The following is a 26778-nucleotide window of genomic DNA, read 5'->3' on the forward strand; positions in this document are numbered from 1 at the left end:
CAATTACAGGGAGGAGTCACTGCTTCTCCCCATAACGGTTAAGGAGTCACCATGCACGAAATGTCTCTGGCCATGGCTGCCATCGATCTGGCGGCCGAGCAGGCCACCCAGCGGGGGTTTACCAGGGTGACCGCCCTCTGGCTCGAGGTCGGCAGCTTCTCCTGCGTCGACCCGGACACCATTGCCTTCTGTTTCGAGGCGGCCGCCAAGGGCACTGCCGTCGAAGGGGCCCAGCTTCACTTTCAGCACCAGGTGGCCGAGGCCTGGTGTTACGACTGCAACCAGACGGTCACCCTCACCGAACGCGGGCAGGCCTGCCCCGGGTGTGGCGGATACAAATTACGAGTCGCGCAGGGTGATAGCCTGCGCATCACCGACATCGAGGTAAGTTGATATGTGTAGCGTATGCGGATGCGGCCAGGCGCGGATCGCCGGCCATGAGCATGATCATGAGCACGGTCATGAGCATCATCACGAACATGCTCATGAACATCACCATGAACATGGTCATAAGCACGACCATCATGACCACGAGCAGAGTGCGCCGCGCACCCTGATCATTCACCACCACTACCACCATCAGGGGGATGTCCATCACCACTACCACGGGGTGCGGGCTCCCATAAGCCATGAGGGGCATGATCAGCCACATGATCACCCCCACGACCATCATCATGAACATGCCCACTCTCATGACCACGGCCATTCCCACGCACATCCCCATGATCACAGCCACGACCATGACCATGACCATGACCATGACCATGACCACCAGCAGGGTGATCTGCACTATGGCAAAGGGGAAGCGGGACTGTCGGTGCCCGGCATGGGGCAGCGCCAGCTGATCGCCATCGAGATGGATGTGCTGGCCAAGAACAATGCGCTGGCCGCCCACAACCGCGAGCACTTCACAACCGCCGACCAGCTGGTTCTCAATCTGGTCTCTAGTCCGGGTTCAGGCAAAACCACTTTGCTGTGCGAAACCCTGCGCCTGCTGGCCGAAAAACGCCCCTGCGCCGTGATCGAAGGGGATCAGCAGACCAGCGCCGATGCGGATCGCATCCGCGCCACCGGCGTCCCTGCCGTGCAGATCAACACCGGCAAGGGCTGCCATCTGGACGCCAAAATGGTTCACGACGCCTGCCACCAGCTGCCCGCCAATCAAGGGGGTATCCTCTTTATCGAGAACGTGGGCAATCTGGTCTGCCCCGCCAGCTTCGATCTCGGTGAGAAGTACAAGGTGGCGATCCTCTCCGTCACCGAGGGGGAAGAGAAGCCGCTGAAATACCCGGACATGTTTGCCGCCGCCCAGCTGATGGTGATCAACAAGATCGATCTGCTGCCCTACGTCAGCTTTGACGTGGCCCGCTGCATCGAGAACGCCAAACGGGTCAACCCCTATATCCAGGTGATCCAGGTCAGCGCCACCACAGGCGAAGGGATGGATGCCTGGCTCAACTGGCTGGCGACTGCCTGAGTGCGGATAGATCACAACCGCTGATAACGGTGGATAACAAAAGAGGGAGGCTGATGTCTCCCTCTCTTTATCTGCGAAATCTGCGAACCTTGTCAGGCGCTCTCTCTATACCGAATAGCCAGCGTTTCATACTCGCCCCCTCACCCTAACCCTCTCCCCAAGGAGAGGGAACCGGTTCGTGGATGCCACCTTCCGCTCCCGTCTCAACAGGGAAAGGAGAACCTGTTCATGGATGCTGGCAATATGCTCGAAATATTCGCCCCCTGAGAGGGTCTGCGAGCATACACCTGCCATATTTCCCAAATTCCAAACCCCGAGCCTGGCGAAATGGCACCGTCTGCTCCCTTCTCCCCTTGCGGGAGAAGGGTTGGGGATGAGGGGAAAGCCAATCCTCAGGCCACGCTACGGGCCATCGCCTCCTGCTCCGCAGGCACCTCACCAAAACGCAGCACACGATGGCAGATCTGGCGCAATAATGCCTGCTGGTGACTGAATATCACCATACCAAGCCCGCGCTGCTCGCACTCCATCATCAACTCCCGCCAGAGCTGGCGCTGGATTTGCGGATCCAGCTGGGCGGTCACCTCATCGGCAATCAGCAGACGGGTACGGGGATCGAGGGCGCGCAGCAACGCGATGCGGGCCAGCTCGCCGCCGGAGAGTTGACCGGGTTTACGGCCGAGCCACTCAGGTTTGACCATAAAGCGGGCCAGTATGGCGTCATCGGGGCGCCATACATCCCACAACGCCTGCCCGGTGGTGCGATAGGGATTGAAGGTGAGTTCCGGGTGCTGGGGCACCAGCTGGATGGGGTTATAACCTTTTACCTGTTCAGGTACTGGCTGCCCATCCAGCAGGATCTGCCCGCCGGCCCCAACCGGTTGCCAACCCGCCAATACCCGCCCCAGCGTGGTCTTGCCATAACCGCTCGGGGCGGAGATACCGAGCCGTTCGCCCGCTTTCACCGTCAGCGATAACCCCTGCCAGAGGGGATGTTCCCCCTGGGCGATAGTGAGATTTCGTACTTCAAACATCAGGACACCTCCGGCACAGAGAAGAGCGCGTTGAATTCCGGCAGTGCCTGCCAGTGGGCGCGGAGCATCTCGCTCCCCTGCCCCTGGCGCAGATGGTGGCAGCTCAAGGTATCGCTCACCTGCCCCTGATGCAGCGCCACAATGCGATCGGCAAAGCGGGCCGCCAGCGCCAGATCGTGGGTCACCCAGAGGATACCGCTGCCCTGATTGGCCAATTCACGCAACTGGCCGAGCAGCAGACAGGCTAACCCCTCGTCGAGCCAGGCAGTGATCTCGTCTGCCAGAATGTAGCGGGCACCGCCAAGCGCCGCGGTGCAGGCCAGAATGCGCTTGGCCATGCCGCCGGAGAGCTGGCGTGGGTACCTGTCCAGGGTGGTCGCGGGCAGCTGGTAGCGCAGCAGCTGCTCGCCGAGCCGATCGCGAGAACCGCTCTGGCCGCAGAGGCGTGCCGCACGTCCCAGCTGACGCTCCACCGTCAGCAATGGATTGAGGGCGCTTACCCCCTGTGGCACATAGCAGAGGGTGTGACCGCGCAGACGGGCCCGGCTGGCGTCGCACAGAGGCGTGCCATCGAGGGAGATGCTGCCGCGCATCCGCAGGTTGTCCGGTAGTAGGGTCAGAGCGCTTTGCAGCAGCAGGCTCTTGCCCTCGCCGCTCCCCCCCACCAGCGCCACTATCTCCCCCGGTGCCAGTTGCAGGCTGATATCGGTCAGCAATGGCTGCCAGCTGCGTCGCCCCAGCCAGGAGTAGTGGGCCGCCTCTATGGTCACCTGGTCAAAACTCAGCATGGTTCACTCCTGTGCCACAGCAGCTGTTGCAGAGCGCGGGTAGCCTGATCAAACAGCAAAACCAGCAGCAGCAACATCAGCCCCGGGAAGAGGGCCAGCCACCAACCGCCACCGGCCAGATAACGCAGGGCATCGGCCAGCAGCAGGCCCAGCGAGGCCTCGTGGGCCGCCAGCCCAAAGCCGAGAAAGCTCAAGGCCGCGCTGTGCAGCACCGCATGGGGAAACATCAGCAAGGTGCCAATAAACCACTGGGGCAACAGCCCCGGCAGCAGGTGGATGCGCCAGCGACGCAGCGCCCCCATCCCCTGACAGCGGGCCAGCACCACATAGTCGCTGCAGGCGATCCGCCGCGCTTCTGCGCAAAGGATCAGCGCCAACTTGGGCCAGTGGGTGAGCGCCACCGCCAGGATCACCCCGCGCATCCCCCCTCCCACGGTAAAGCAGATCAGGATCAGCAGCAGCATATGGGGCAGCGCCAGCATGGCGTCGATCACCATTCGCACCGCCGCATCGCACTTGGGATGAACCAGCGAGAGGCTCGCTGCCACCATAGCCAGCAGACCGCTGCACAGGGCCGTGCTGATGCCGAGTTCCAGACTGGTGAGGGTGCCCTGAAAGGCCCGCAACCAGAGATCCCGCCCCATCTGATCGGTGCCGAACCAGTGGGTCAGCGAGGGAGGCTGCTGGCGCGCCAGCAGATCCATCGGCACATCCTGATGAGAGAGGCTCCAGCCGTAAGTGGCCAGCAGCGCCAGCCCGATCATTGCCACGGCCAAGCGCACCATAGAGGGAAGCGGGTTAAACAGCATGCTCGCCCTCCCAACCCCGATTGATGCGCGCCAGCAGCAAACTGGCCACCGTGTTGCCAATAAAGACCAGCAGGGTGCAAAAGAGCACTATGCCCATCAGCAAGGGGATATCCCCCCGCAGCCCCGCATCCACGGTGGCCTGGCCGAGCCCCGGGTAGGAGAAGACCTTCTCGGCCAAGAGCGATCCGCCAATCAGTTCACCAAGGGAGGCAAACTGCAGGCAGAGCGCCGGGGTCAGAGCGTGGCGCAGCACATGAAAACGCAGCATGGGCCAGCCGCCATCCCCCTGAGCACGGGCGTAGCGGATAAAGTCGCTCTCCAGCACCTCGGCCACCCGCGCCCGGGTATGCAGGGCAATGTTGCCCACCCCGAGCAGCGCCAGGGTCGTCACCGGCAGCAACAGATGGCGCGCTCGCATAGCCCAATCTGCCTCATCGGCGGAGAGACCCGGCGTCCAGGCGCAGCAGACCGGCAGTAGTGGCCAATGCACCGCAAACAGGGCGAGCAGCAACAGGCCGACCCAGAAGGTGGGCAGGGAGGCGAGCAGGTAGGCGAAGCGGCAAATCAGGCGATCGGGCCAGTGATTGAGATAGCGACCGGCGCAGAGGCCCAGCAGAATGCCGAAACAGCCGGAGAGCAGCCAGGCACCCGCCAGCAGCAGGAAGGAGGCAGCAAAGCGCTGGCCTATGACCTCACCCACAGGTGCGTTATAGAGCATGGAGTAACCGAGATCCCCCTGCAGCACCTGAGTAAACCAGTGCCAATAGCGCAGCCAGAGCGGCTGATCCAGCCCCCAGCGGGCGGCGATGCGGGCGTACTGCTCCGGTGGCACATGGAGCAGATCGTTGCCGATATAGGCCTTGATGGGGTCGATGGGGGAGTAACTCAGCAGCACAAAGGTGGCGACCGAGACCAGACATAACAGCCCTGCCAGACGCAGCAGGGCTTTTAGCAACAGATAACCTGAATGACTCAAGGGCGAACTTAACGGCACGTCCACCGCCAATCCTGCAGGTTGTTGAGGAGTGACCAGCTACCGTGGATTTCCGGCGCCCCCTTGCCAAGATCGATGCAACGGTTAGCGAGATAGGTGTGCTGCACATTGAGCAGCCAGGCCCAGGCGGCATCTCCCTGCACTCCGGCGCCCGTTTTGCCATCCCACTCCACCTGCTGCCAGAACGGCACGGCCGCCTGCCAGTTCGGGGCATCCAGCGCCTGCTTGAGGTGACCATCCACCACAGGGTTGCTGTAGTAGCCCGGATTGTAGAACTCCACGCCACCGGAGCCGCTCTGGTAGTGGTGATAGAGCTCCATGGGATCCAGACTCCCCCACCCCATCAGCACCGGATTGGCGTGCATCTCCCGCTCCACCTGCTCCCAGCTGCCGGACTTGAGGCTCACCTCAAGACCGATGGGCTTGAGCATGGCACGCACCGCTTCCGCCAAATCCCGGCGGGTGCTGTCGCCACTGGTGTACCAGAGGGTAAAGGCGGCGCGCAGGGAGCCCTTGTGGCGAATGCCGTCACTGCCCATCTTCCAACCCGCCTCGTCGAGCAGGGCGTTGGCGTGGGCGGCATCGCCATCCTTGAAGGCGGTGGCCTTGTTCAGCCAGGGCAAACCTTCCACCGCGCTGTAGGCGGGGATGGCATGTCCTTCCAGCAGCTGATCGGCCAGCAGCTTGCGATCGATGGCGTAGTTGATGGCGCGGCGCACCGCCACGTCCGAGGTCACGTCGTTGCCGATGGGATAACCCTTGGCATCTTTGCTGCCCGCCGGCGGAATGGGGAAAACGATGCCGCGATTCTCCACGCTCGGCCGCACCCACAGCTTGAGGGAGGCAGGCACGGTGGGCGCCAGTGACGGGGCAATGCGCACCACATCGAGCTGGCTACTCTGGGCCGCGGCGTAGGCGCTCTCTTCATCGATAAAGACAAACACCAGCCGCTTGAAGTCATTGTTGCCACCGGCGTAATAGGGGTTCGCCTCTACCACCAGCTGTTGGCCGGGCAGGAAGCTCACCAACCGGTAAGGGCCGGCACCGACCGGCTTTTGGGCATATGCTTTTGCGTCGTAATCCTTCTTCGACACTATCCCCAAGGATCCCAGCACGTTGACGAAGGTGCTCTGGGGGGCACTCAGGGTGATGGCAACCTCGGTGGGCGAGAGCACCTTGGCCGAGACAAAGTTGCCCATGTCGATCTTGCCGCCACCCTTGGCTGCGCTGTTGTAGGTAAAGGCCACATCCTCGGCGGTAAGCGGTGCGCCGTTGGAGAATTTCAAATCCGGCTTGAGGGTAATAAGCCACCCCTTGCCATCCTTGTTCGGGGTCACCGCTTGGGTGAGCACATTCTGCCAGCTGAGATCGGCGTTCTGCTTGAGCAGCGGGCTATGCAGCAGCAGGTAGCTGCCGTGGCTCCAGCCAAGCAGAGGGTCAAACCCTTCGGTGGGTTCAGCTCCGATGGCGAGCTTGAGCTCGGCAGGCACAGGTTGGGCTGCGGCCAGCGCCGCGTGAGAGGCAGTGCCCAGCAGCAGAGTCAACAGGGCGGCAGCACTGGTGCCACAGTAATGGCGAAGGGAATTGCGTGGAACAGTCATGGGGATCCTTCTTGTTTTGTACCACTCACGGATCATCACTCAAAAAAGAGGTGGAATGCGTGTCTGAACATGGGAGTGAGGGGCCAAAATGGCCCCCTATTCTAAACTTGATTTCGCGTGAAACCTAGCGACTATGCCGGTTGACCGCGCCGGGCACCGAATAGTCGTCTGCGACCCAGATCCACGCCGCCAGTCCCTTGCTGCACCGGCAAGGAGAGCAGCATCTTGAGGGTGCTGCTCACCAGCGCCCGCCCCTGCTCGGCACCGAGATGGGGATCGAGCGGCGACATCAGGGAGCAAGCCAGCAGCTGTCCCGTCTCGGGCAATTCACCCACCATAAAGGTCATGTTGCCGCAGGGGAGCTGCAGGGCGAGCCGATCGCTGCTGCTGCGAACCGGCCAAAGCTGATCCGGCCCCGGCAACACCACCACGCTCAACATCCAGGGGGTGAGCACGCAGCCGAGCCACTGACCTTCAAACAACGTGCACTCCGCCACTATAGGCATGTCCGGGTGATAGAAAGGCAACGCCTGCATCTCCTCCCGAGCGATCCGCTCGTACTGGGCTACCAGCAAGGGTGCTGGATTGGTGGCAAAACCGGCAAACTCCTGCGCTGTCTCCGGTACTATCTCCAGCACTCTCTCAGCCTCGCTTAAATGGGACTGCGCCATAGGCCCTCCCGTGCTTGTTCAGCTTTCTCCTGCTCAGAGAGCACAATGGCGGGCGCACCAACGGCAGCCAGCAGGGTCAAAATCCGATCCGTCGCCTCACCCATGGCAGCCGCCACCACAGGGGTGAGGCCGATGCGGGGCTCGAGGGATTCAGGCTCGACCCCGATCAGGGTGAGCCGCTTGGGCGACTCCCCCGTCATGTGCAGCGCCGAGAGCACGTCCGCCAGCCCCAGCTGGTGCGGGGATATCTTGCGACCAAACAGGGTCGGGATCTCCTCATCCTTCAGGGTCACGACGGTGCCCGGCGGATTACCGCTGCGCACCGCATCCACCAGAATGATGTGATCGCGACTGGCCATCGCTTCGAGCAACTCCATGCCGGCGGTACCGCCATCGAGCAGCTCGATACCGGGGGCGAAACGGTATTCACGCCCCAGCGCCTCGACGATGCGCACACCGACGGCTTCGTCGCTCAAGAGCAGGTTGCCTACGCCCAGGATCAGGGTATTCATCACAACACCTTCACCTGAGTCGTTTCGCCATTCTGGGTATCCACCACGTGGACCGCGCAGGACATGCAGGGGTCGAACGAGTGGATGGTGCGCACCACCTCCAGCGGTTTGGCCGGATCGGCCACCGGGGTGCCCACCAGCGCCTGCTCGTAGGGGCCGGGCTCGTCATTGAAGTTGCGCGGGCCCGAGTTCCAGGTCGATGGCACCACCGCCTGATAGTTCTCGATCTTGCCCCCCTTGATGACGATCCAGTGGGAGAGCATGCCGCGCGGAGCCTCTTCAAAGCCCACTCCGCGAAACTCCTTGTCCGCCGGGATCTCCGCCTTGATATAGGCGGTGGTGTCCCCCTTGCCGATGTTGTCCACCAGCGCCTTCCACTGATGAGACAGGGTGTCTTTGAGCACACAGCAGCGCACCGCGCGGCCGATGATGCGGCCCAGGGTCGAGTGCAGCTGTTCAGTCTTGATGGCAGAACCGGTGAGCGTTTTGTAGAGGCCGTTCAGCTGATCGAAGTGCGCCACCGTCTCCGGGTGTTTGGCGGCGAGCTTCACCAGCAAATCGGCGAGGGGCCCCACCTCCACCACCTTGCCGTAGAAGGTGGGGGACTTGACCCAGGAGTATTTGCCGTCATCCTGCCAGCCGGTGTAGTCGGGCTCGGTCTTGCCCTCCCACGGCTTGAGGGGCTCGTCATCCTTGTACCAGGCGTGCTTGTTGCTCTCGGCGATGCCATCCATCAGCCAGCCATCCTGATGGCTCTCGATGGGGCGATAACCCGCCAGATTGCCATTCTCGATATAGCCGCCCGGCATCAGGAAGCTGCCGCCGTTGGCATCGGTGGGCAGCTCCGGCACGCTCAGGTAGTGCTTGGCACCCTGCCCCAGCGTCAGCCACTCGGGATAGTGCGCGGCTATGATGGCGGCATCCACCTTGTAGACCTGCTCGATAAACTCGCCGAGCCGGTCGATAAAGCTCTTCACATAGAGCAGCCGTTCCAGGTTGAGCACACTCGGTGCATCCAGATTGATGGGGTTGGCCACGCCGCCCACCGCCAGATTCTGGATGTGCGGGCTCTTGCCACCGAGGATGGCGACAATGCGGTTGGCATCGCGCTGGCACTCCAGCGCCTGCAGGTAGTGGGCCACGGCGATGAGGTTTACCTCCGGGCTCAGCTTCATCTCCTTGTGACCCCAGTAACCGTTGGCAAAGATGCCGAGCTGGCCGCTCGCCACCAGCGCGCGGATCTTGTCCTGCACCTTGGTCAGTTCATCGGCACTGTTGAGGGACCAGGTTGATACCCCCTTGAGCATGTCCGCCGCTTTTTGCGGATTGGCCTCAAGGGCCGCGGTGATGTCCACCCAGTCCAGCGCGGAGAGCTGGTAGAAGTGGACGATGTGATCGTGGATGTTGTGGGCCGCGATGATGAGGTTGCGGATGTACTGGGCGTTGACCGGCACCTTGGCGCCAATGGCGTTCTCCACCGCCCGCACCGAGGCGATGGCGTGAATGGAGGTACATACCCCGCAGATGCGCTGCACTATCATCCAGGCATCGCGCGGGTCGTTGCCCTTGACGATCTCCTCCATGCCGCGCCACATGGTGCCGGACGACCAGGCTTTGGTCACTTTACCGCCTTCGATTTCGCAGTCGATACGCAGGTGCCCCTCAATGCGGGTGATGGGGTCTATGGTGATACGTTGGCTCATACGTTGGCTCATACGTTGGCTTTCCCTCGGGCCTGATAATCTTGGTGAACACGTTCAAGTGATGGCAGTACCGGCAAGAGCCGGATCAACAGCAAATAGGCACACACCTCGATGGCAACAAAGCCCAGGGAGATCAGCACCTCCTCCGCAGAGGGGAAGTAGTGGTAGCCATTGCCGGGGTTGAAGGCGAGCAGGGAGTAATCCAGCCGCCAGAGGGCGGCGCCCAGCAGCATGCTGAGGGCCCCCAGGAACAACATGCGCGAATCCCGGCGGCTCTTGTCCCAGTGGAACACCAGCAACGGGAAGATCATCAGCGCAATCTCGCTCCAGAACATGATGGAGTAGCGATTGAACTCGGAGAGGTAGGCCGACTTGTCGTGGATGACGATCTCGGCAAAACGCAGCGCCACAAACAGGATCAGGAAGATATCGATCACCTGGGTCAGCTTGTAGAAGAGCGACTTCTCGTTGGGGCCCCGCCCCGCCAATCCGGCCTGCACCAGGGATCCTTCAAACACCACAATGGAGAAGCCCATGATAAATGCGGTCAGCAGCGAAAAGACCGGCAGCAGCTCGTAGCTTTGCCAGAGCGGATGGATCTTCTCCCCTGCCACTATCATCAATGAGCCCATCGAGGACTGGTGCATGGTGGGCAGCAACGCCCCCAGCGCCAGCACGAAGAACATGATCTTGTTGAGGCGAATAAGTGACGCCTTCCAGCCGAACTTCTCCAGCAGCACGGGAGCGAACTCCAGCGCCATCACCCCGATATAGATGGTCATGCAGACCGCAGTTTCGAACAGCACCGAGGAGGTGTTGAAGTGACCGGGCAGGTAGAAGTACGGCAGGTTCCAGTAACGGCCGACGTCAATGGTGATGGAGAGGCCGCCCAGCGAGTAGCCAAACAGGCTCGCCAACAGGGCCGGTCGCACCAGCGGGTGATACTCGCCCCGGTTGAACACATAGACAGCCCAGGCCAGCGCCCAGCCGCCACAGGCGAAACCGGTACCGATCAAGAGATCAAACGAGATCCAGAGCCCCCAGGGGTAGCCGCCATTCAGATCTGTGACCGAGCCCAGCCCGAAGACGAGGCGTTTTAAAATCAACATGCCGCACAGCACGGCAAAGGGGGCCAGCACCAGTACAGGCCAGCTGACCAGCTTGCCACCGAGGGGATACGCCTTGTGATTACTCATGATCCTTGCCTCCCTTTGTGGTGCCCTGATCCTTGATCTGCGCACTCCCCTGATCATGGCCATCGTCATGATGGTGTTCGTGACCATTCTTGGTGTTGCGGCGAATGAGCACCGAAAGGCCGGTCAGCACCACCATGGGCAGCACCATCCCCTTGTAGAGGGTGTGCTGGATATGCTCGGAGCGGGCACCGGAGGAGAGCTCCGGCAAGTCGGGCATGTCGAGCTTGGTATAGGGCACCCCGGCCAGCACCAGCACCTGGGTGCCGCCCCCCTCCTTCTCGCCATAGACGTAGGGCTGGTAGTTGGGCACTTCGTGCAGGTAGGGGTCGTTGGCCTTGAGGGTCTGGCGCGGATAGGCATATTCACTGCCCGGAGTCGCCAGCAACCGGCGCTTGGCCTCGGCCATCAGCTCCTCGCGGGTGCCGAAGATGACGGCGCCGGTGGGGCACACCTCGACACAGCCGGGCAACTTGCCCTGATCAATTCGCTCAAGCCCCTTCTGGTTGCAGAGCTCGCACTTGTGGATCGCCCCCAGCGGATTGTCATAGTCATATTTGGGTACATCGAACGGGCAACCCACCATGCAGTAGCGGCAACCGGTGCAGACGCTCGGGTCGTAGTGAACGATGCCGGTCTTGGGATCTTTTTTAAGAGCCTGCACCGGACAGACAGAGACGCAGTTGGGATCGACGCAGTGCATGCACTGCTTCTTGATGTAGGCATAGCCATCCACCAGCTGATCCTTGTGCTCGCCAGTGCCGCTTTTCCACACCTGAATGATGTTGTTGGTGTAGGGGGTCAGCTTGTCGTTGTTGGACCAGGTCTGCGCCCCTGCCGGGTTGACAGGATTGCCATTGAGGCGCTGACACTCCGCCACACAGGCCTGACAGCCGACGCAGAGGGTAGAGTCGTAGAGCATGCCGAGCGCGCCGGGAATGGGCGGCTTGTTCTCGGCCGCCGCCAATGCGCTGCCGGAGACGGTGGTGCCCGCCGCCAGCGCGCCGACGGAGGCAAATTTGAGGAAGTTGCGTCTGTTCACGGTCACTCCTCCCGTGATGGGTGCTGCCCGGCTTCGTGGCGCTTCTGCTGGCGACCGAGTTCACGCACCGTCATCAGACTCACCCCGACCAGCACCCCGAGGGCGCCACCGATCAGGCCGGTCGCGGTGGGCGAGGTATAGCCCCCCTCCTGGATCTTCACATCTGGTTTATCCACCCTCGGAGTCGGGTTCTCGACCTTGGCGAGCTGGAAGATCCCCTTGCTAAAACCGACCCCCTGCTCGTTGCAGCCATAACAGGGGTGACCGATGCCGACCGGCCAGATGCCGCCGCCCACATCGCAGAACTCCAGGGTCGAGCAGTTGCCGTAGGTCTCCGGCCCCTTGCAGCCCAGATGGTAGAGACACCAGCCCTGACGGTGCCCCTCATCGCCAAACTCCTTGGCAAAACGCCCTGCGTCGAAGTGCGGACGACGCTCGCAGTTCTCGTGGATCAGTCGCTCATAGGCAAACAGCGGACGTTTCTTGCTATCCAGCGCTGGCAGCTTGCCGTAGGTGATGTAGTAGGCAACCGTGGTGAGGAAGTTGTGAGGATTGGGCGGGCAACCCGGGATATTGATGATGGGGGTGCCGATATTGCCGAGCGCCTCTTCAAGGCTGACAGCGCCGGTCGGGTTGCCACCACTGGCAGGGACGCCACCCCAGGCTGCACAGGAACCAATGGCAATGACGGCAGCCGCATCGGCAGCCGCACGGCGAATATGGTCGACGATGGGCTCACCGGCCACCATGCAGTAGACGCCACCATCCTTGAGCGGAATGGAGCCATCCACCACCAGCACATACTTGCCTTTATAGCGCTTGATGGCGTTGTGCTTGTTCTCTTCCGCCTGATGACCAAAGGCCGCCGAGAGCACCTCGTGGTACTCCAGCGAAATGGTATTGAGGATCAGGTTCTCGATGGTGGGGTGGGTGGCGCGCAGCAGCGACTCGGTACAGCCGGTGCACTCCTGCGCCCCTATCCAGATCACCGGCGGCCGCTCGGGGCTGGTGAGCGCAGTGGCCATCTTGGCGACGGCATTCTGACTTAATCCCAGGGTTGCGGCCATCCCGGCACACAATTTCATAAAATCACGGCGATTAATCCCATGAGCCGATAAAAAATTATCCTCGACCATTCTTCTTATTCCCGTAGTGAGCACTTGTTTGGTAAATGCTTAATAGGAGAAATGCTAAGGACTCACCCACATCACAGTATTGATCTCTATCAACTTCGACCGGCTTACCCCTATTTCCATAGCGAGCCACATCACAAACGAAATTAATTACCCCCAAAGAGATATTTGGCTGCCTAATAAATTTTATGCACTTAATTGGATATAAAATAATTAATCGCCGCATCTCCCTCTCTTTCGCTGCGAGCCAAATTAACATGACTGAAATCTTGGCTGTACCGCTTATTTAACAATACTGATGCCCACCAATAAATGATCCATTGAATATATCTTTACTCATCTCATTGCATATTCCATACAGTCATCCACGGGACAACCTCCTGACTTGCCTCCCCATACCAGAACGGTCTCACGGCCAGCTACCACCGGTAGCAAGCACGGCCTGCACGGCACGATTTACCTGAATGTCGCTTGGTTTCAGTTTGCATTTTACCTGCGCTTCAGTGCGACCGTTCTACTGCTAGCCCACACAGCACAACCCCGCTTGTCCTCCCTGACGTTTAACACCGCTTAATGAAAATATGCCGCCGAGGTATGCATATCAGTATGACCTCCCACCACTATTTATTGTCTTGGATGCGGGTGAGTAAAATATCGCACTCACGGATATGTTTACGCATCATCGTGAATCTGCATTCAAATTAACAGTGAGAGAAATGGCAAGTTGGACGGCTGCAGCAACATAGTTATCGATATTTAAATCGAGATATATTTGCTCATCCGGTTACAGATGTTACCGCCCACAGTCACACTATTTACCTTCACGTCACCCTGCGTAATTAACCAGAGCGTAAATATCCACCTCCATCGATGTGGATGATAATTATTCTTGTTCAATGGTAACAAAAAGAAATGAGTAGGGGTGACGATGATCATGACAAACGATCAATGTATTAATCATCAGCCGAGCAGTGGCTCCAGCAACTGCAACGCCTGATCGAACTCAAACTCGTTGACCACCCGACTCACCTCTTGAAACGCAGTCCGCAGCGGCAATTCACTGCCAGCCAGATCAGCCTCTATCTGCTGACAGAGCGCCAACGCCTGGGCATCGCTCTGTGCCAACAAGGCCCTCAACTGCCGCAGTTGCAACGCCAGCATCTCGGTATCGATACCCCGGGAAGTTACCACCGCCATGGTGGACGATGCCAGCACGGCTTCCAGCCCAGACAACAGCGGTATCAGCTCTGCCATCAGGGATGGCAAGCGGGTTGCAACCCCTGCGCAATCCGCCTCTTCACAGGCGCGCTCGAGCAGCGCAGCCTGTGCCGCCACACCGGTTGCGCCTATGGTGCTGGCACTGCCCTTGAGGGTGTGAGCCAGACGCCGGGCCGTCCCCTTGTCATCCGAGGCCCACGCTGAGTGGAAACTGGCTTCAAATCCCTGCTGTCCCTGGCAGAAGCGCTGCAACATATTTCGGTAGAGCACACTGTCCCCCCCCATTACTGTCATGCCCCATTGCACATCAAGACCGAGCACATCTTGCCAAGGGGTCACATCGTCTGACACCTGCGAGTTGCTAGCGGCTCCCAGCGGTCTGGCAGGTTTAATCCAGTGCGAAAGGGTCGCCAGCAACAGCGACATATTCAAAGGCTTGGCGATATGAGCATTCATGCCGGCCGCCAGCGCCTTCTCTTTATCTGTGGCCATGGTGCTGGCAGTCATGGCGATAATGGGGATCGCGGACAGCGCCGGATCGGCGCGGATCAACCGGGTCGCGGTATATCCGTCCATCACCGGCATCTGGCAATCCATCAGGATGCCGTCAAACCCGCGATCTTGCGCCAGCAGGGAGAGCGCTTGCGCCCCATCACAGGCACAGACCAGCGTGATCTGCTCCTTGCCCAACAGGGCCAATGCCACCTCCCGGTTCATGTCGTTATCATCTACCAGCAGCAGACGAGCCCCCGCCAGCCCATGACCGGGCAGCGCCACCGGATGATGAGGGCTTGTATCAGATAACGCCTCCCCCACGACGGCGTTGCCACTCAGCGCCTGGCGCAATGCCTGCGGAGTAAACGGATGGGCAAGTACATCACTCGGCGACAGCCCCTGCACCGCGACATGACTGGCAACCAGTGCAGGATCGCCAGAGGTGATCAGCAAGATCGCGGGCGACACTGCCAGCATGGCAATCTCCTGCAACACCTCTGACAACCAGCTCTCCCCCTCCTGCCAGCCCAGCACCACTCGCTCACAGGGTTTACCCGCCGCGATACCTTGATGCAGCAGTGCCAGCACTGCTGCGGGAGCGTCCGCGTAGACAAGCTCAACCGGCTGCGCCGACAGCTGGTGAAGGATGGCTGCTCGCGAAGCAGGGTGCTGCTCCAGCAACATCACTCGCCGTGGCGCCAGCGGCATCTCAACACATTGCTCTTGCCGCTTATCCTGATCCGCCACGATCGCAAGCCGAATACGGAAGTGGAACCCGCTGCCCTGCCCAAGGGTACTCTCCACCCGGATCTCCCCATCCATCAGCTGCACCAGATTGTTTGTGATGGCCAAACCAAGGCCGGTGCCACCATATTTGCGGGTGGTCGAGCTGTCAGCCTGCTCAAAGGAGTGGAAGAGACGCTGACACTGCTCTGCCGTCATGCCGATACCGCTATCCTGGACACAGCCCTGCAGCCAGATCGCACAATCATTCTCGTCACTGCGTGCCAGCCGGACAATCACCTCTCCCTGCTCGGTAAACTTGATAGCATTGCTGGTCAGGTTGAGCAGGATCTGGCCAAGTCGCAGGGGATCACCGCGCAAACGCTCAGGCAGATCACCAGCCAAATCGAACAGCAGCGCTAGCCCCTTTTCCCGCGCCCGAAACGCCGTCAGATCAGCTAGCCACTCGAATACCTCGTTGAGCCGGAAATCCACCTGCTCCAGTTGCAACTTGCCCGCCTCCATCTTGGAAAAATCGAGGATGTCGTTGAGGATCCCCAGCAAGTTGTTCGCCGCACGGTCTATTTTGCTTACATAGTTATGCTGCTCGGGGGAGAGGCTGGTTTGTAGCGCCAGATGGACCATTCCGATGATGGCATTCATCGGCGTGCGGATCTCATGGCTCATGTTGGCCAAAAATTCGCTCTTGGTTCGGGTGGCGTCTTCGGCGATCCGCCGGGCTTCAAGCATGGCGTCCTCCGCCTGCTTGCGGTCGCTGAAATCGAAGATGATCCCGTCCAGATAGGCGGCCTTACCATTTGCGTCATAGGTAGCGAGCCCGATGGAGTAGACCCAGCGGATCTGGCCCCAGCGATCGAAGATGCGATACTCGTTGATATATTGCCGGTGTCCGGCAATCGCCTCGATGGTGTTGCGGTTGCTCAGTTCGAGATCATCGGGATGGATCAAGTCAACAAAATCGCGACTGTTACCATCACCGACAAAATCGCTGGCAGGATAGCCAGTCAATTTCTCCGCCTCGTCGCTGACGAACAACATGGTCCAGGGGGGATGAGGCAAACAGCGATAGACCATACCCGGCACGTTGCGCACCATGGAGTGGATCCGTTGTTCGCTCTCATGCAATCGCTGGCGATCCGCCGCTATCCGATCATGGGCCTCCCGCATGGCCTGCTCGGCAGCACGGATCGGGGTGATGTCGACCAGGCTGCCGACCGCACCGCTTCGCTCGCTCTCGGCAAGTTCAATTCCCGAAAGAAAATAGAGCATGTCCATAGGAAGCCCATCCTGCGAGAACATACGCACTTCATGCTGTGTTCTGACCTGACTGCCAACCACCCTCTGTATGGTGCTGTCCTTATCTGCCTCATCCAGTACAGCCAGCTGGGGCAGCTCAGCCAGCCGCTTGCCCTCGACTGGCTGGACACTGCCAAATGCGCTGGTAAAAGCGCGATTTACGCCCAACAAACAACCCTGATTGTCGGTATAGAAGAGAGGATGTGGCAGGGTATCGATCAACGCCTGTTGAAAGGCAAACTGCTCGTTGCGCTCGCGAATGCTGCGGCGACGCAACATCCGGCCCTGCCAGAGCAGAGCAGATATCAGACAGATCAACAGAGCTGTGCCGAACAAGGCCACTCGCCGCCATCCTGATACGGCCTGCTCAGCATTACCCAGTAACAGCAGCGTCCATTGCCCTTTGGCATCGTGCCACTCGATGGGCAGGCGGCTTACCAGATAGCTTTCCTCCCCTATCCTCACCTCACTGCCATCAAGCACAGGCAGGATCACCGGCTGGCGATCCGCTGCAAAATAATGTCCGTACTGGCGAGATGCCAAGAGCTGCTGCTGCCTTGCGACAGAGTTTGGCCCCACCACTGCCATTTGCCATTCACTCTTGTTGCTGGCCATCACCACACCATCTGGCGAGACCAACAAGCCGATGGTATTACCCCACCCTGCCAGAAAGGTATCGAGCAGTGTCATCTCGTAACGAGCCACCACCACTCCGGAAATTTCGCTTCCTTGCGCCCGATCGTGAGAAACTGGCGCAGCAACATAGATCATCCGCTTGCCGGTATTGAGGCTCACCCCGGCATCCACCGTTTCCATCCCCCTGATCCCTTGCCTGAAGTAAGAGCGAAAAGATACATCCTGCCCAACAACATGTCGGCCGAGCGCATCCCAGTCACGGACGATCACCCCTGCCTTGTTGGTAACAAAGGCATGATTGGCTTTCACCCCTTGCGCCAGTACCTGCAGTGCCTCGCTGGGGCTCAGGTCCCCCCGCTCAAGCAGTGACGATTGCTGGATCTCGCGGTTGAGACGGCCAGCCAGTTGAACGGCCCCCATCCCCTTGCTTGAGAGGGTCAATTGCTGCAGATTCTCGCCCTCGCGCTGAATGCGGGTATCCAGCGACTGGCGATACTCCTGCCGCTCCAGTTCCAGATAGAAAGCATCAACCAGACTGGCCACCATCAAGGAAAGCAACAACACGGCGACCATATGCCAAAGACGGGATTTCATGGTGTATGGCATGCTCCGTCAGCCACTCCGCCAAGCGGGAATGTCGGCGCCAGAGCGACAAAACAATCCAGCAGCAGAGGATCAAACTGGCTGCCTCTCCCAGCCATCATTAGTGCCAGTGCCTGCTCGCGGGAGAAAGGCGGACGATAGGGTCGTTCACTAAGCAGAGCACCATATACATCGACGATAGCCATCAGGCGCGCTACCAACGGGATCTTTTCTCCCGCCAGACCATCGGGATAGCCGTTGCCATCCCAGCGCTCATGATGATGACGAGCCAATATCCCGGCGAGGGCAAACCCGGTGAGTAGCCTATTAGTACTGTTATCAGCACAACACTCTTCCCCCAGGTTCTCAGAGGCGACAGACTCCTCAACCCACCCCGCCAACCGGGCGATCGCAACTTCTCCCCACTCAGGATGGCGGACGATCTGCTCACGCTCTGACAGAGTCAGTGGCGCAGAGTTACACTGGACGGTTTCCGGAACACTTAACATCCCCACATCCCTCAGCAAAGCGGCCTGATAAAGCAGCTCGAGATCGAGCCCAGCCAACGCATCCCGATAGTGCGACTGATTTACCAGCTGGCTAACCAGCGCTTTGAGGCAGGATTGGGTGTAAAAGACATGAGGTTGCACATCAAGGACACGCTGCGCGGCAAACGTAGCCAGCAACAAAGCGGCACCCAGTGCAAGGGCGTGATGAGGCGTTGCTTGCCCTGCATGCTGACACGCCAGCTGGTGACGAGATGCACGCAGTTGATCCGCCGCTCGCTTGAGCATCAGGTGAGTGTCGATGCGGGCCAACAGGATCGGCGGGCTGATGGGTTTGGTAATGTAGTCCGCGGCACCTAGTGCAAATCCCTGCCGCTCATCCTCGATCTGCGCCATGGCGGTCAGAAAAATCACCGGGATTTCGCTTGTCTTTGGATCGGCTTTCAGTTGACGGCACACCTCATGTCCATCCAGATCCGGCATCATGATATCGAGCAGCACAAGGTCGGGAGGCGTGTCGGCAAGGGCTATCTCCAGCGCCTTGCGACCCGTGGTCGCCAGCTTGATGATATAGCGAGCACTGAGCAGTGCATTCATCAAATTGAGGGTGCCGGTATCATCATCAACCACCAGCACCACAGGACGAATTGCGTCCAGGGCAAGATGTTCCATATCTTGTGATTCTCCCTGCCATGATGGAAGGCTGTGAACCTTTACAGCCCTTCTCACACCATAACGGATCCACCGGCTGGCAGCCATGGCAACCCGGTTGAAATATGCGGTCTAACCAATGGAGTCAACAGTTGGCCAAGAAGACAGCGGATATGTGATTGCGGCAGTTTTGTTGCGTCACAGGATGGCTTACGCCCACTGTCGCTGTGACATCAGATCAGATTGAGCCGTTAATCCAGTTGAAGATATGTGCCTCTGTATAGATTTAGATCTCCAGCACAAGATAACCGCAGTATCGGTTGACCAAGGTCATGCACTCTATATTATCATGCTCAGAATGAGCTGGCAGGATACAGCAACAGATGGGCACATCAGATAGCCATATGGACATAGCAAAAATCATTGCCGGGCCCACGCTGGTACTGGAAAAAGATAATGTGCATAGTGATGCGCTCTGCCAGCAGTTACGTGCCATTGGCATAAGCCAGATTACGGTGGTGGAGAGTGTAGAGGCGCTGGAACGTTGCATATCTGACGGCCCCGTTGCCATGATCATCTGCAATATCGATATCGACTCGGCGAATCTGCTCACACTGCTGAAAAATATCCGCAGCACAGCCCCTTATCACACACTGCCTTTTTTGACCCTGACCTCAGGGATCGATCGCTCACGGATCGAACAATTTGTTCAGGCGAAAGTCTCTGACATTATTTTGACCCCGCTCAAACCCGATGTACTTAAAAACAGGATCGCTCGGCTGCTTTTGGCAACCAGTCAATCGCAACTCCAGCTATCTCAATTCGATTTTGGTCGTTTGCACCGTTTTTCCAACAGCGATCTGATCGCCAGCAATCAGGACAGTCCCACTATTCTGGTGGTTGACGATGTTCCAGATAATTTGATGCTGATCACCTCGGTATTTCGCAAAGAGTTTCATCTCAAGCTAGTCAAGGATGGCGAAAAGGCGATCAATATCTGCCAGTCGGATAATCCACCCGACCTGGTGCTGCTGGATATCATGATGCCCAAGCTGAACGGATTTGATGTCGCCAGAATTTTGCGTGAACACCCCCATTCAGAACATATTCCCATCGTCTTTATGACGGCACTGGATGATATCTATTCCCGTAAACGGGCGATGAAACTGGGAGCAGTCGATTTTATCACCAAGCCGATCGACATCGAGATGCTGCGTTTCCGTATTGCCAATCTGATGCGGCTGGTGCATGCCAGAAAAGACCTGCAAAAAGAGTTCGATCAGATGCTGGAGCTCAACAGGCTCAAAGAGAGCCTCGAGTTCAATATCCGCTATGAAATCCGGGAGCCCCTGCTCAATGCGGTGCATCTGTTGGAAGAGCTGGCGGCCGATCCATCGCTCAACATGATCCAGAAGACACAGCTCTCCATTACCAGAAAATCAGTGGGCGATGCGCTGGAATTGACCCGTCTGGCCACCGAGATCTATCAGATTGAAACCGGTGCCTTTGTTTTGAAAGCGGGAAAAGTCCAGCTCTTTGAGATATTCAACCGGCTCTCGGTACAATTCAAAAATCTCTATGCCGAGAAAAAGCTCGATATCAAGCTGACCAAACCCAAAAATTATCTCTATGACGAGCTGTTCATCGCCGGTGACGAATTTCTCTGTTATTCCGCATTTCAAATATTGATACGGCTCGCTTGTGAACATGCAGCGCCCTCCTCCTGCGTGGAGATTGTCTGTCTGAAAAAACCAGACAGCATTATCTTGAATATTGATAGCTCTAGCATGCTGGATATCAGCAGTGTCTCATCTCTGTTCGATCAACTCTCCTCCTCAGATAATAAAGAAATGCACAGTCGCAATGGTTATCATGGAAAAATCATGCTGGAAGCTAATGGCGCTACCGTTACTGCATCGCTTGACGAAGAATCCCATCTGCTTAATATCTCAGCAATTTTCCCGCAAAAAGAGGATTTCAATCCATATCCAGAATGAACCGGATCAAGGTCCCCGTGTTCAGCCGTGACACCGCCGCAAATTATTTTCTGCTTATGTGATGGGTGAGTAACACACGATGGGTTTTCTCCGTCCTTTCCATTGATCTTCATCTTGTGGTGTAACACAACGGGGTAATCTTCATGTATGCAGCAGGCAGGATGAACACAATAATACTGTCAATGATCCCGTTGGGTTGTCTGTTCTATGGCTCATTTCATGACCCCATTTACCTGAGGAGATAACATGAATCTTTTTCGCCGTGTTATCCCCTTGTATGTCCATATTGCACATCTTTTCTTAGGTTTGTTGCTGGTGTTTGCCCTGATCACTCTCGGCCACCAATACCGACAGACAAAAATCATGCTGATGAAGGAAGCCGAAGATAGATTCAGCCTGATCGGCCAACTGACGATTCAAGAGCTGGAGGGGCTATTTCGACCTGCGGCACTGAGCACCAATATGCTCGCCCAGCAACGCTTGATCGAGGCAACAACATTAGCTGCTCGCATGGCTAACCTTCCTTACATGGCAACCTTGCTAAAAGGACAGCGCTCAGCCAATGGGGTTTATGCCGGGTACCACAACGGCGATATGTTCTGGCTTATGCGCTGGCCTGCCGATGCAGAGGTGCAACGCCTGACCCCTCCAGCCAATACCCACTGGATATTGAAAAGCGTTCGGCACCAAGAGACTGCGACCCTCACGGACATCTTCGCGCTGACCGACAATCTCACCATCATCGAACACAAACAGGTATCAGGGCAGCTCTTTGATGCCAGAACGCGCCCATGGTTTATTCAAGCCAAACAGGCTGGACGACTGGTGCAAACGCCACCTTATATCTCGATCGATACTCAGGAGATAAACCTGAGCTTTGCCAAACCGATGCAGAACGGGGCTGGCGTCGTCGGGGTAGACCTGAGTCTGAGATCCATCGAACGCTTGCTCAAATCTGCCATGATCACCCCAAATATGCGGCAGGCCATCGTCAATGAGATGGGGGAATTGGTTACCAGTCATAAAGGCGGCATGATCATTCACGGTGAGAACGGGGCATATCGGCTAGCTAAGGTCGCTGAGGCAGAGCTCCCCATGCTGCAACATCTGATAGATGCCAGCCAACACCAGAACATAGATAAACTGACGTTTCACTCGGAAGGGCACGATTGGCAAGGAATGCGCATTGATCTGCCGGATGCGGATGAATCACGGCTATCACTCTGGATTGCGGCACCTGTCGATGAATTACTGGCTACCGCCATCACCATTCGCAACCAGACCTTCCTATTGTCGGGGATATTTCTGATTCTTGCCCTTTTCGCAGCAATAATGCTTGCCAGAACCGCCGCCAAGCCTCTTGATGCCCTGACGCAAGAGGCAGGAAAAATTGCCAGCTTCGACTTCCATGACCCTGTCCGGGTCAACACATATATTGCCGAAATCATCGATCTATCCCAGGCCATGGGTAACATGAAATCGACGATCCAGCACTTTTTGCAGCTTTCCACGTCACTCTCAAGCGAGACCAGCTTCCCCCGCTTGCTTTTACGGCTACTCAGCGAAATGCAGCAACTCACCGGTGCAACAGGCTGCATGCTCTACCTCTCCGATAACGGCAACAAGACGCTGGATCTGGCTGGGTTGTGCTGGAATGGTGAGGTACAGGAGCAAAAGCCAACCCACAGTATCGGGTCCCTCAATCAACCCAAACATCCACTGTTCCAGAGCTTGCAAGGAGTTGAACTGGAACCCGTCGCGTTGGTCACCAGCGAATTGCAGATCCTTTTTCCATACATCGAGGAAAGTGACACACCATTGACTTTCTGGCCGATAGCCCTGAAAAACCGCGATGGCCAACTGCTCGGCACCCTGGTGTTTTTGATCGATGAACAGCAGAAATCCCTGACCCCGCAGCGGATGTCCTTTGTCAAAGCCCTCTCCTCCACCGCCGCCGTAGCGCTCACCACCCAGCGACTGCTAGAGGAGCAGCGCAATCTGCTGGAAGCCTTTATCCAGCTCATCGCAGGGGCCATCGATGCCAAGAGCCCCTATACCGGTGGCCACTGTCAGCGAGTCCCCGAACTGACCAAGATGCTGGCAGAAGCGGCATGTGAGGCCAAGGAGGGCCCCTTCCAACACTTTTCGCTCGATGAAAAACAGTGGGAAGCAATACATATCGCGGCTTGGCTGCACGATTGCGGCAAAGTCACCACTCCGGAGTTTGTGGTCGACAAGGCCACCAAGCTGGAAACCCTGTGCGATCGCATTCACGAGGTCAGGATGCGCTTTGAAGTGCTGAAACGGGATGCCGAGATTGCCTACTGGCAGGCACGTCTCCATGGGGGTGATGAGGCCACGTTACAGGCCACGCTGCAACAGCAGTGGCAACAGCTGGATGAGGAGTTTGCCTTTATCGCCCGTTGCAACGAAGGGGGCGAATTTATGGCCACAGAGGATATTGCAAGGCTGCAGCAGATCGCGGGCCGCACCTGGCAGCGCACGCTCTCCGATCGGATTGGGATCTCTCAGGATGAACTGGCGCGCAAACAGCGGGCCGCGGAGTCACCGCTGCCGGTCACCGAACCCTTGTTGGCCGATCGCCCGGATCACCTCTTCACCCGCAGCAACCGCGACCGCCTTGCCCCTGACAACCCTTGGGGATTTCAGGTCAACACCCCTGAATACCTCTATAACCGCGGCGAGCTCTACAACCTCGCCATCCGCCGGGGCACCCTCACAGATGAGGAGCGCTACAAGATCAACGAGCACATGATCCAGACCATCATCATGCTCGAAAAACTCCCCTTCCCCGCCAACCTGAAACAGGTGCCGGAAATCGCAGGGGGACACCATGAGAAGATGGATGGCACTGGTTATCCCAAGCGGCTGAAACGGGACGAGATGAGCATCCCTGCCCGGATGATGGCCATCGCCGATATCTTCGAGGCGCTGACCGCTGGCGATCGCCCCTACAAGAAAGCCAAATCTCTTTCGGAGGCCATCCGCATCATGGGATTCATGCAACAGGATCACCATATCGACCCCGAGATGTTTGCGCTCTTTCTCCGCTCTGGCGTCTACCTGCGCTATGCCAAGCGTTACATGAGCCCGGAGCTCATTGACGAGGTGGATATCAGCCCCTATCTCGCCAGCCATTGATCGCCGCGAGGCACTCTGGGTTACCTGATGCCTGCAATCTGGGGATCTGCATGCAGACCCGCCGTCTTGTCACCGGTGGTCACCCCGATGCGCAATAGAGATGGGGAGGATATGCACCGGACAGCCATGCTAATCCTCTCCATGGCACCTTGTTCTGACTGACCTTACGGACACTTGCCAATAACGGTAATCGAACAAAAAAACGATAAAAATCAAGATAGATAGCCAATTAAAACGACATAATTGACTATAGTTCAATCGAACGTTTTAAAAACGTGACCACTTCACATGGGCCCAGCGCAATGACCACTGAACGGGAACCGTTGATCCGCTCACTGTTTGATGAGTACATCGAGCTGTATTCATCACGGGATGATCGGCTCACCACGCGGTTTAGCGACAATTTCAGCGGTTTTGCCGGCAGCAGTGATGTTCTGGTTACCGATAAAGATGAGTGGATCCGGATAACCCGCCGCGATTTTGCCCAGATCCCGAGCAGGATCCGCCTGGAAATACTCGATGTAACCCTGCAAGATCTGGCCGCTGATGTGGTGGCTGTCACCGCCTTCTTCCATATCCATCTACCGAAATCAGAACCTATCCTCTCCCGCAGAACCGCCAGGTTGGTGCTGATTTTTCGACACGAAGCCATGGCGTGGAAAATTGCTCACAGCAGTATCTCCATCCCTTACAGTGCTGCTCGGGAAAGCGAAATTTACCCGATGACCAGTCTGGAGGAGCGCCAACATGAGCTGGAGCTCATTATCGAGCTCAGAACCAAGGAGCTGGCGGAAGCGAACCGGAAACTGGAAGCGCTCAGCAATACCGACGGGCTCACCAATATCGGCAACCGTCGTCTGTTCGACAACTCATTGAACCAGGCCTGGGAACACTGTATTCAGACAGAGATGCCGATTGCGCTCATCATACTCGACATCGATCATTTCAAGCAGTTCAACGATCTCTATGGCCACGTTGCTGGTGACGAGTGCCTTCGATTGCTGGCCCATACCCTGGCGCAATCCGGGCGCCGCTCGGGGGAGTTGGTGGCTCGCTACGGCGGAGAGGAATTTGTCATCCTGCTGCCACATGTCGAGCGTCAATCCGCCTATGAAATTGCCCAACATATCCAGCGACTGATTTTTGCACTGGCGCAGCCACACGCACAAAATGCCACCGGTCTGGTGACCGTTAGCATGGGTGTTGCCTGCCTCAGACCATCGAGTCACTGGCAGCCGTCTGAACTGGTCAAACTGGCTGATTCTGCGCTCTACACCGCCAAATCATCCGGCCGTAACTGCATCAGAGTGGCGGAGTCACCCAGCCTCCCGCAACCAGTCTGCCCATAAGTCCCTCATACGCCCCCATCCTCCTCACGGGAAACCACTGCGCGCTAACCATGCACGGCAAGGCTCAACGCATCCCATCGCAACATACCTTCCCACTGATCCAGTGTGCTTTGATAGGTATCCGCCGCGTTGTAATGGGCCATGGCATGCAGGCGGGCATGATGGCCAAGTCGCTTGACCACATCGGGCATGGTGTTGAGGCTGGCCAGCACCTGCGCCAGATCGCCGGGATCGTTTGGCTGATATTTGCGGCAATTCACGTCATCGGTGAGGTGTCGATCCCACCAGGCGCCATCGGCCGGGATCACTACGCATAATCCCGCCGCCATGGCCTCCAGAATGGAGAGACCAAAGGGTTCCTGGTGACTCGTGGAGACAAAAATGCCGCATTGAGATCGGATCTCGTCAAGATTGGCGGGGTTGGCATACCAGTGCGTGTCTGGCAGCTGTGGCTGAGGCTGGCTACAGGGCTGCAGCGTGCCCTTGGGCTGCAGATAGCACACCATCAGCTCGGGGCGAGCATCAGGGATCAGTTGATGGGCGGCCAGCATGGTCTCCAGCCCCTTCCAGCGCAGCAACGAGGCCGCCCACAAAATACGAGGCCCCCCCAGAGTCGCTTTGGGCCAATCAATCTCGCTCAAACCGTTGGTAAATGGCTGCCAGTGTGACGGGAACTCGGTCTCGCCAAGCCGGGCCAGCAGCGCCGCCAGGGAGCTGCGGGTCGATTCGAGATAAAACACAAAACTCGCCCGTTGCAAGGCTCTGGCAGAGAGCCCCGAACACCCCACAGGGCCATGGATCAGCTGAACCACCCGGCACCGCAACCAGCGGGCCGCCCAGTAACAGCAGAGATCCACCCCCGGCCCGGACGCCGCCACCAGACACTTCACCTGCCCCAAGCGCAGCACAAGCCAGAGGATCAGCAGGGTCTGCCACCCCTGTTTGAGCAGATAGCCGATGCCGGACTCCCGCCCCTTCAATATGTGGGGCAGCCAAAGAGGATGATGCTGACAACGGGACCAGGAGTCGGGATCCTGGGTCAACACATGGCATGTTAGCCCGGGCATCCGTTTGGCCAACTCATCGAGCAGCACTTCGGTCGCAACCTTGGAGCCACCGCGAAACGGGATGGGATCCACGACGATGACCTTTCCAAACACCGGCTCAGTTTGCATGCTCATCTTG

General features: G+C 58.1%; 20 protein-coding genes. 5 read left to right on the forward strand and 15 right to left on the reverse strand.

The window, feature by feature from the left end:
* Positions 1-51: 51 nt before the first annotated feature.
* Positions 52-393 carry a hydrogenase maturation nickel metallochaperone HypA gene (hypA, locus tag G5154_RS01920; protein ID WP_421250203.1) on the forward strand — a complete coding sequence of 114 codons (342 nt, stop codon included), beginning with the start codon at positions 52-54 and terminating at the stop codon, positions 391-393.
* Here hypA and G5154_RS01925 read toward each other — a convergent pair.
* The gene (locus G5154_RS01925; RefSeq protein WP_421250204.1) at positions 371-742 is read right to left on the reverse strand and encodes a hypothetical protein; all 372 of its coding nucleotides are present in this window, start codon (positions 740-742) and stop codon (positions 371-373) included. The genes hypA and G5154_RS01925 overlap by 23 nt on opposite strands.
* Here G5154_RS01925 and hypB point away from each other — a divergent pair.
* Complete coding sequence (gene hypB / locus G5154_RS01930) at positions 623-1477, forward strand: hydrogenase nickel incorporation protein HypB (protein WP_421250328.1); 855 nt, start codon at positions 623-625, stop codon at positions 1475-1477. The two genes, G5154_RS01925 and hypB, sit on opposite strands and share 120 nt — an antisense overlap.
* A 392-nt stretch (positions 1478-1869) precedes the next feature.
* On the opposite strand, the gene G5154_RS01935 is transcribed toward hypB, so the two are convergent.
* The 13 genes from G5154_RS01935 to G5154_RS01995 all read right to left on the reverse strand — a co-directional run bounded on the left by G5154_RS01935 (position 1870) and on the right by G5154_RS01995 (position 19106).
* Positions 1870-2511: an ATP-binding cassette domain-containing protein gene (locus tag G5154_RS01935; RefSeq protein ID WP_421250205.1), complete on the reverse strand. Its 642-nt coding sequence runs from the start codon at positions 2509-2511 to the stop codon at positions 1870-1872.
* Positions 2511-3299, reverse strand: a complete 789-nt coding sequence (locus G5154_RS01940; protein WP_421263853.1) for an ATP-binding cassette domain-containing protein — start codon at positions 3297-3299, stop codon at positions 2511-2513. The genes G5154_RS01935 and G5154_RS01940 overlap by 1 nt, the downstream gene beginning before the upstream one ends.
* Positions 3293-4108, reverse strand: coding sequence for an ABC transporter permease (locus tag G5154_RS01945; protein WP_421250207.1), 816 nt, complete (start codon positions 4106-4108; stop codon positions 3293-3295). Before G5154_RS01945 ends, G5154_RS01940 begins: the two co-directional genes overlap by 7 nt.
* On the reverse strand, positions 4098-5108 hold the full coding sequence (locus G5154_RS01950) for an ABC transporter permease (RefSeq protein WP_421263854.1): 1011 nt from the start codon (positions 5106-5108) through the stop codon (positions 4098-4100). The genes G5154_RS01945 and G5154_RS01950 overlap by 11 nt, the downstream gene beginning before the upstream one ends.
* Entirely contained in the window at positions 5093-6703 is a 1611-nt protein-coding gene (locus tag G5154_RS01955) for an ABC transporter substrate-binding protein (protein WP_421250209.1), read from the reverse strand. Before G5154_RS01955 ends, G5154_RS01950 begins: the two co-directional genes overlap by 16 nt.
* Positions 6704-6834: 131 nt before the next feature.
* A complete protein-coding gene (gene hybE, locus G5154_RS01960) occupies positions 6835-7374 on the reverse strand; it encodes a hydrogenase-2 assembly chaperone (RefSeq protein ID WP_421250210.1) in 540 nt (179 codons plus the stop codon).
* A complete protein-coding gene (locus tag G5154_RS01965; protein ID WP_005351464.1) occupies positions 7356-7886 on the reverse strand; it encodes a HyaD/HybD family hydrogenase maturation endopeptidase in 531 nt (176 codons plus the stop codon). Before G5154_RS01965 ends, hybE begins: the two co-directional genes overlap by 19 nt.
* On the reverse strand, positions 7886-9589 hold the full coding sequence (gene hybC / locus G5154_RS01970; protein WP_421250329.1) for a hydrogenase 2 large subunit: 1704 nt from the start codon (positions 9587-9589) through the stop codon (positions 7886-7888). Before hybC ends, G5154_RS01965 begins: the two co-directional genes overlap by 1 nt.
* A gap of 8 nt (positions 9590-9597) precedes the next feature.
* Positions 9598-10785 (reverse strand): Ni/Fe-hydrogenase cytochrome b subunit, encoded by a 1188-nt coding sequence (gene hybB, locus G5154_RS01975; protein ID WP_421208417.1) that lies wholly within the window; start codon positions 10783-10785, stop codon positions 9598-9600.
* Complete coding sequence (hybA, locus tag G5154_RS01980) at positions 10778-11824, reverse strand: hydrogenase 2 operon protein HybA (protein WP_421250211.1); 1047 nt, start codon at positions 11822-11824, stop codon at positions 10778-10780. The genes hybB and hybA overlap by 8 nt, the downstream gene beginning before the upstream one ends.
* A gap of 2 nt (positions 11825-11826) precedes the next feature.
* Entirely contained in the window at positions 11827-12960 is a 1134-nt protein-coding gene (hybO, locus tag G5154_RS01985; protein WP_216978671.1) for a hydrogenase 2 small subunit, read from the reverse strand.
* 957 nt (positions 12961-13917) lie between these two features.
* The gene (locus tag G5154_RS01990; protein WP_421250212.1) at positions 13918-17940 is read right to left on the reverse strand and encodes an ATP-binding protein; all 4023 of its coding nucleotides are present in this window, start codon (positions 17938-17940) and stop codon (positions 13918-13920) included.
* A complete protein-coding gene (locus tag G5154_RS01995; protein ID WP_421250213.1) occupies positions 17937-19106 on the reverse strand; it encodes an HD domain-containing phosphohydrolase in 1170 nt (389 codons plus the stop codon). Before G5154_RS01995 ends, G5154_RS01990 begins: the two co-directional genes overlap by 4 nt.
* 362 nt (positions 19107-19468) lie before the next feature.
* On the opposite strand from G5154_RS01995, the gene G5154_RS02000 reads away from it, so the two are divergent.
* The 3 genes from G5154_RS02000 to G5154_RS02010 all read left to right on the forward strand — a co-directional run bounded on the left by G5154_RS02000 (position 19469) and on the right by G5154_RS02010 (position 25593).
* The gene (locus G5154_RS02000) at positions 19469-21082 is read left to right on the forward strand and encodes a response regulator (protein ID WP_421250214.1); all 1614 of its coding nucleotides are present in this window, start codon (positions 19469-19471) and stop codon (positions 21080-21082) included.
* 363 nt (positions 21083-21445) lie between these two features.
* The gene (locus tag G5154_RS02005) at positions 21446-24244 is read left to right on the forward strand and encodes an HD domain-containing phosphohydrolase (protein ID WP_421250215.1); all 2799 of its coding nucleotides are present in this window, start codon (positions 21446-21448) and stop codon (positions 24242-24244) included.
* Between the two features lie 302 nt (positions 24245-24546).
* Positions 24547-25593 carry a diguanylate cyclase domain-containing protein gene (locus G5154_RS02010; protein WP_421250216.1) on the forward strand — a complete coding sequence of 349 codons (1047 nt, stop codon included), beginning with the start codon at positions 24547-24549 and terminating at the stop codon, positions 25591-25593.
* 44 nt (positions 25594-25637) lie between these two features.
* On the opposite strand, the gene G5154_RS02015 is transcribed toward G5154_RS02010, so the two are convergent.
* A complete protein-coding gene (locus tag G5154_RS02015) occupies positions 25638-26774 on the reverse strand; it encodes a glycosyltransferase family 4 protein (protein WP_421250217.1) in 1137 nt (378 codons plus the stop codon).
* Positions 26775-26778: the final 4 nt, after the last annotated feature.

The sequence above is a fragment of the Aeromonas sp. 600527 genome (assembly GCF_049175415.1).
In the GTDB taxonomy this organism is placed as follows: domain Bacteria; phylum Pseudomonadota; class Gammaproteobacteria; order Enterobacterales; family Aeromonadaceae; genus Aeromonas; species Aeromonas veronii_A.

Excerpts from the sequence above, each read along its gene's own strand:
- G5154_RS02000 (WP_421250214.1), top strand. The coding sequence starts at position 19,469 with ATGGGCACATCAGATAGCCATATGGACATAGCAAAAATCATTGCCGGG.
- G5154_RS01990 (WP_421250212.1), bottom strand. The coding sequence starts at position 17,940 with ATGAAATCCCGTCTTTGGCATATGGTCGCCGTGTTGTTGCTTTCCTTG.
- G5154_RS01965 (WP_005351464.1), bottom strand. The coding sequence starts at position 7,886 with ATGAATACCCTGATCCTGGGCGTAGGCAACCTGCTCTTGAGCGACGAA.
- G5154_RS01945 (WP_421250207.1), bottom strand. The coding sequence starts at position 4,108 with ATGCTGTTTAACCCGCTTCCCTCTATGGTGCGCTTGGCCGTGGCAATG.
- hypA (WP_421250203.1), top strand. The coding sequence starts at position 52 with ATGCACGAAATGTCTCTGGCCATGGCTGCCATCGATCTGGCGGCCGAG.
- hybB (WP_421208417.1), bottom strand. The coding sequence starts at position 10,785 with ATGAGTAATCACAAGGCGTATCCCCTCGGTGGCAAGCTGGTCAGCTGG.
- G5154_RS01940 (WP_421263853.1), bottom strand. The coding sequence starts at position 3,299 with ATGCTGAGTTTTGACCAGGTGACCATAGAGGCGGCCCACTACTCCTGG.
- G5154_RS02005 (WP_421250215.1), top strand. The coding sequence starts at position 21,446 with ATGCTGATGAAGGAAGCCGAAGATAGATTCAGCCTGATCGGCCAACTG.
- hybC (WP_421250329.1), bottom strand. The coding sequence starts at position 9,589 with ATGAGCCAACGTATCACCATAGACCCCATCACCCGCATTGAGGGGCAC.
- hybO (WP_216978671.1), bottom strand. The coding sequence starts at position 12,960 with ATGGTCGAGGATAATTTTTTATCGGCTCATGGGATTAATCGCCGTGAT.
- G5154_RS02015 (WP_421250217.1), bottom strand. The coding sequence starts at position 26,774 with ATGAGCATGCAAACTGAGCCGGTGTTTGGAAAGGTCATCGTCGTGGAT.
- G5154_RS01995 (WP_421250213.1), bottom strand. The coding sequence starts at position 19,106 with ATGGAACATCTTGCCCTGGACGCAATTCGTCCTGTGGTGCTGGTGGTT.
- hybE (WP_421250210.1), bottom strand. The coding sequence starts at position 7,374 with ATGGCGCAGTCCCATTTAAGCGAGGCTGAGAGAGTGCTGGAGATAGTA.
- G5154_RS02010 (WP_421250216.1), top strand. The coding sequence starts at position 24,547 with ATGACCACTGAACGGGAACCGTTGATCCGCTCACTGTTTGATGAGTAC.
- G5154_RS01935 (WP_421250205.1), bottom strand. The coding sequence starts at position 2,511 with ATGTTTGAAGTACGAAATCTCACTATCGCCCAGGGGGAACATCCCCTC.
- G5154_RS01925 (WP_421250204.1), bottom strand. The coding sequence starts at position 742 with ATGGTCGTGGCTGTGATCATGGGGATGTGCGTGGGAATGGCCGTGGTC.
- G5154_RS01955 (WP_421250209.1), bottom strand. The coding sequence starts at position 6,703 with ATGACTGTTCCACGCAATTCCCTTCGCCATTACTGTGGCACCAGTGCT.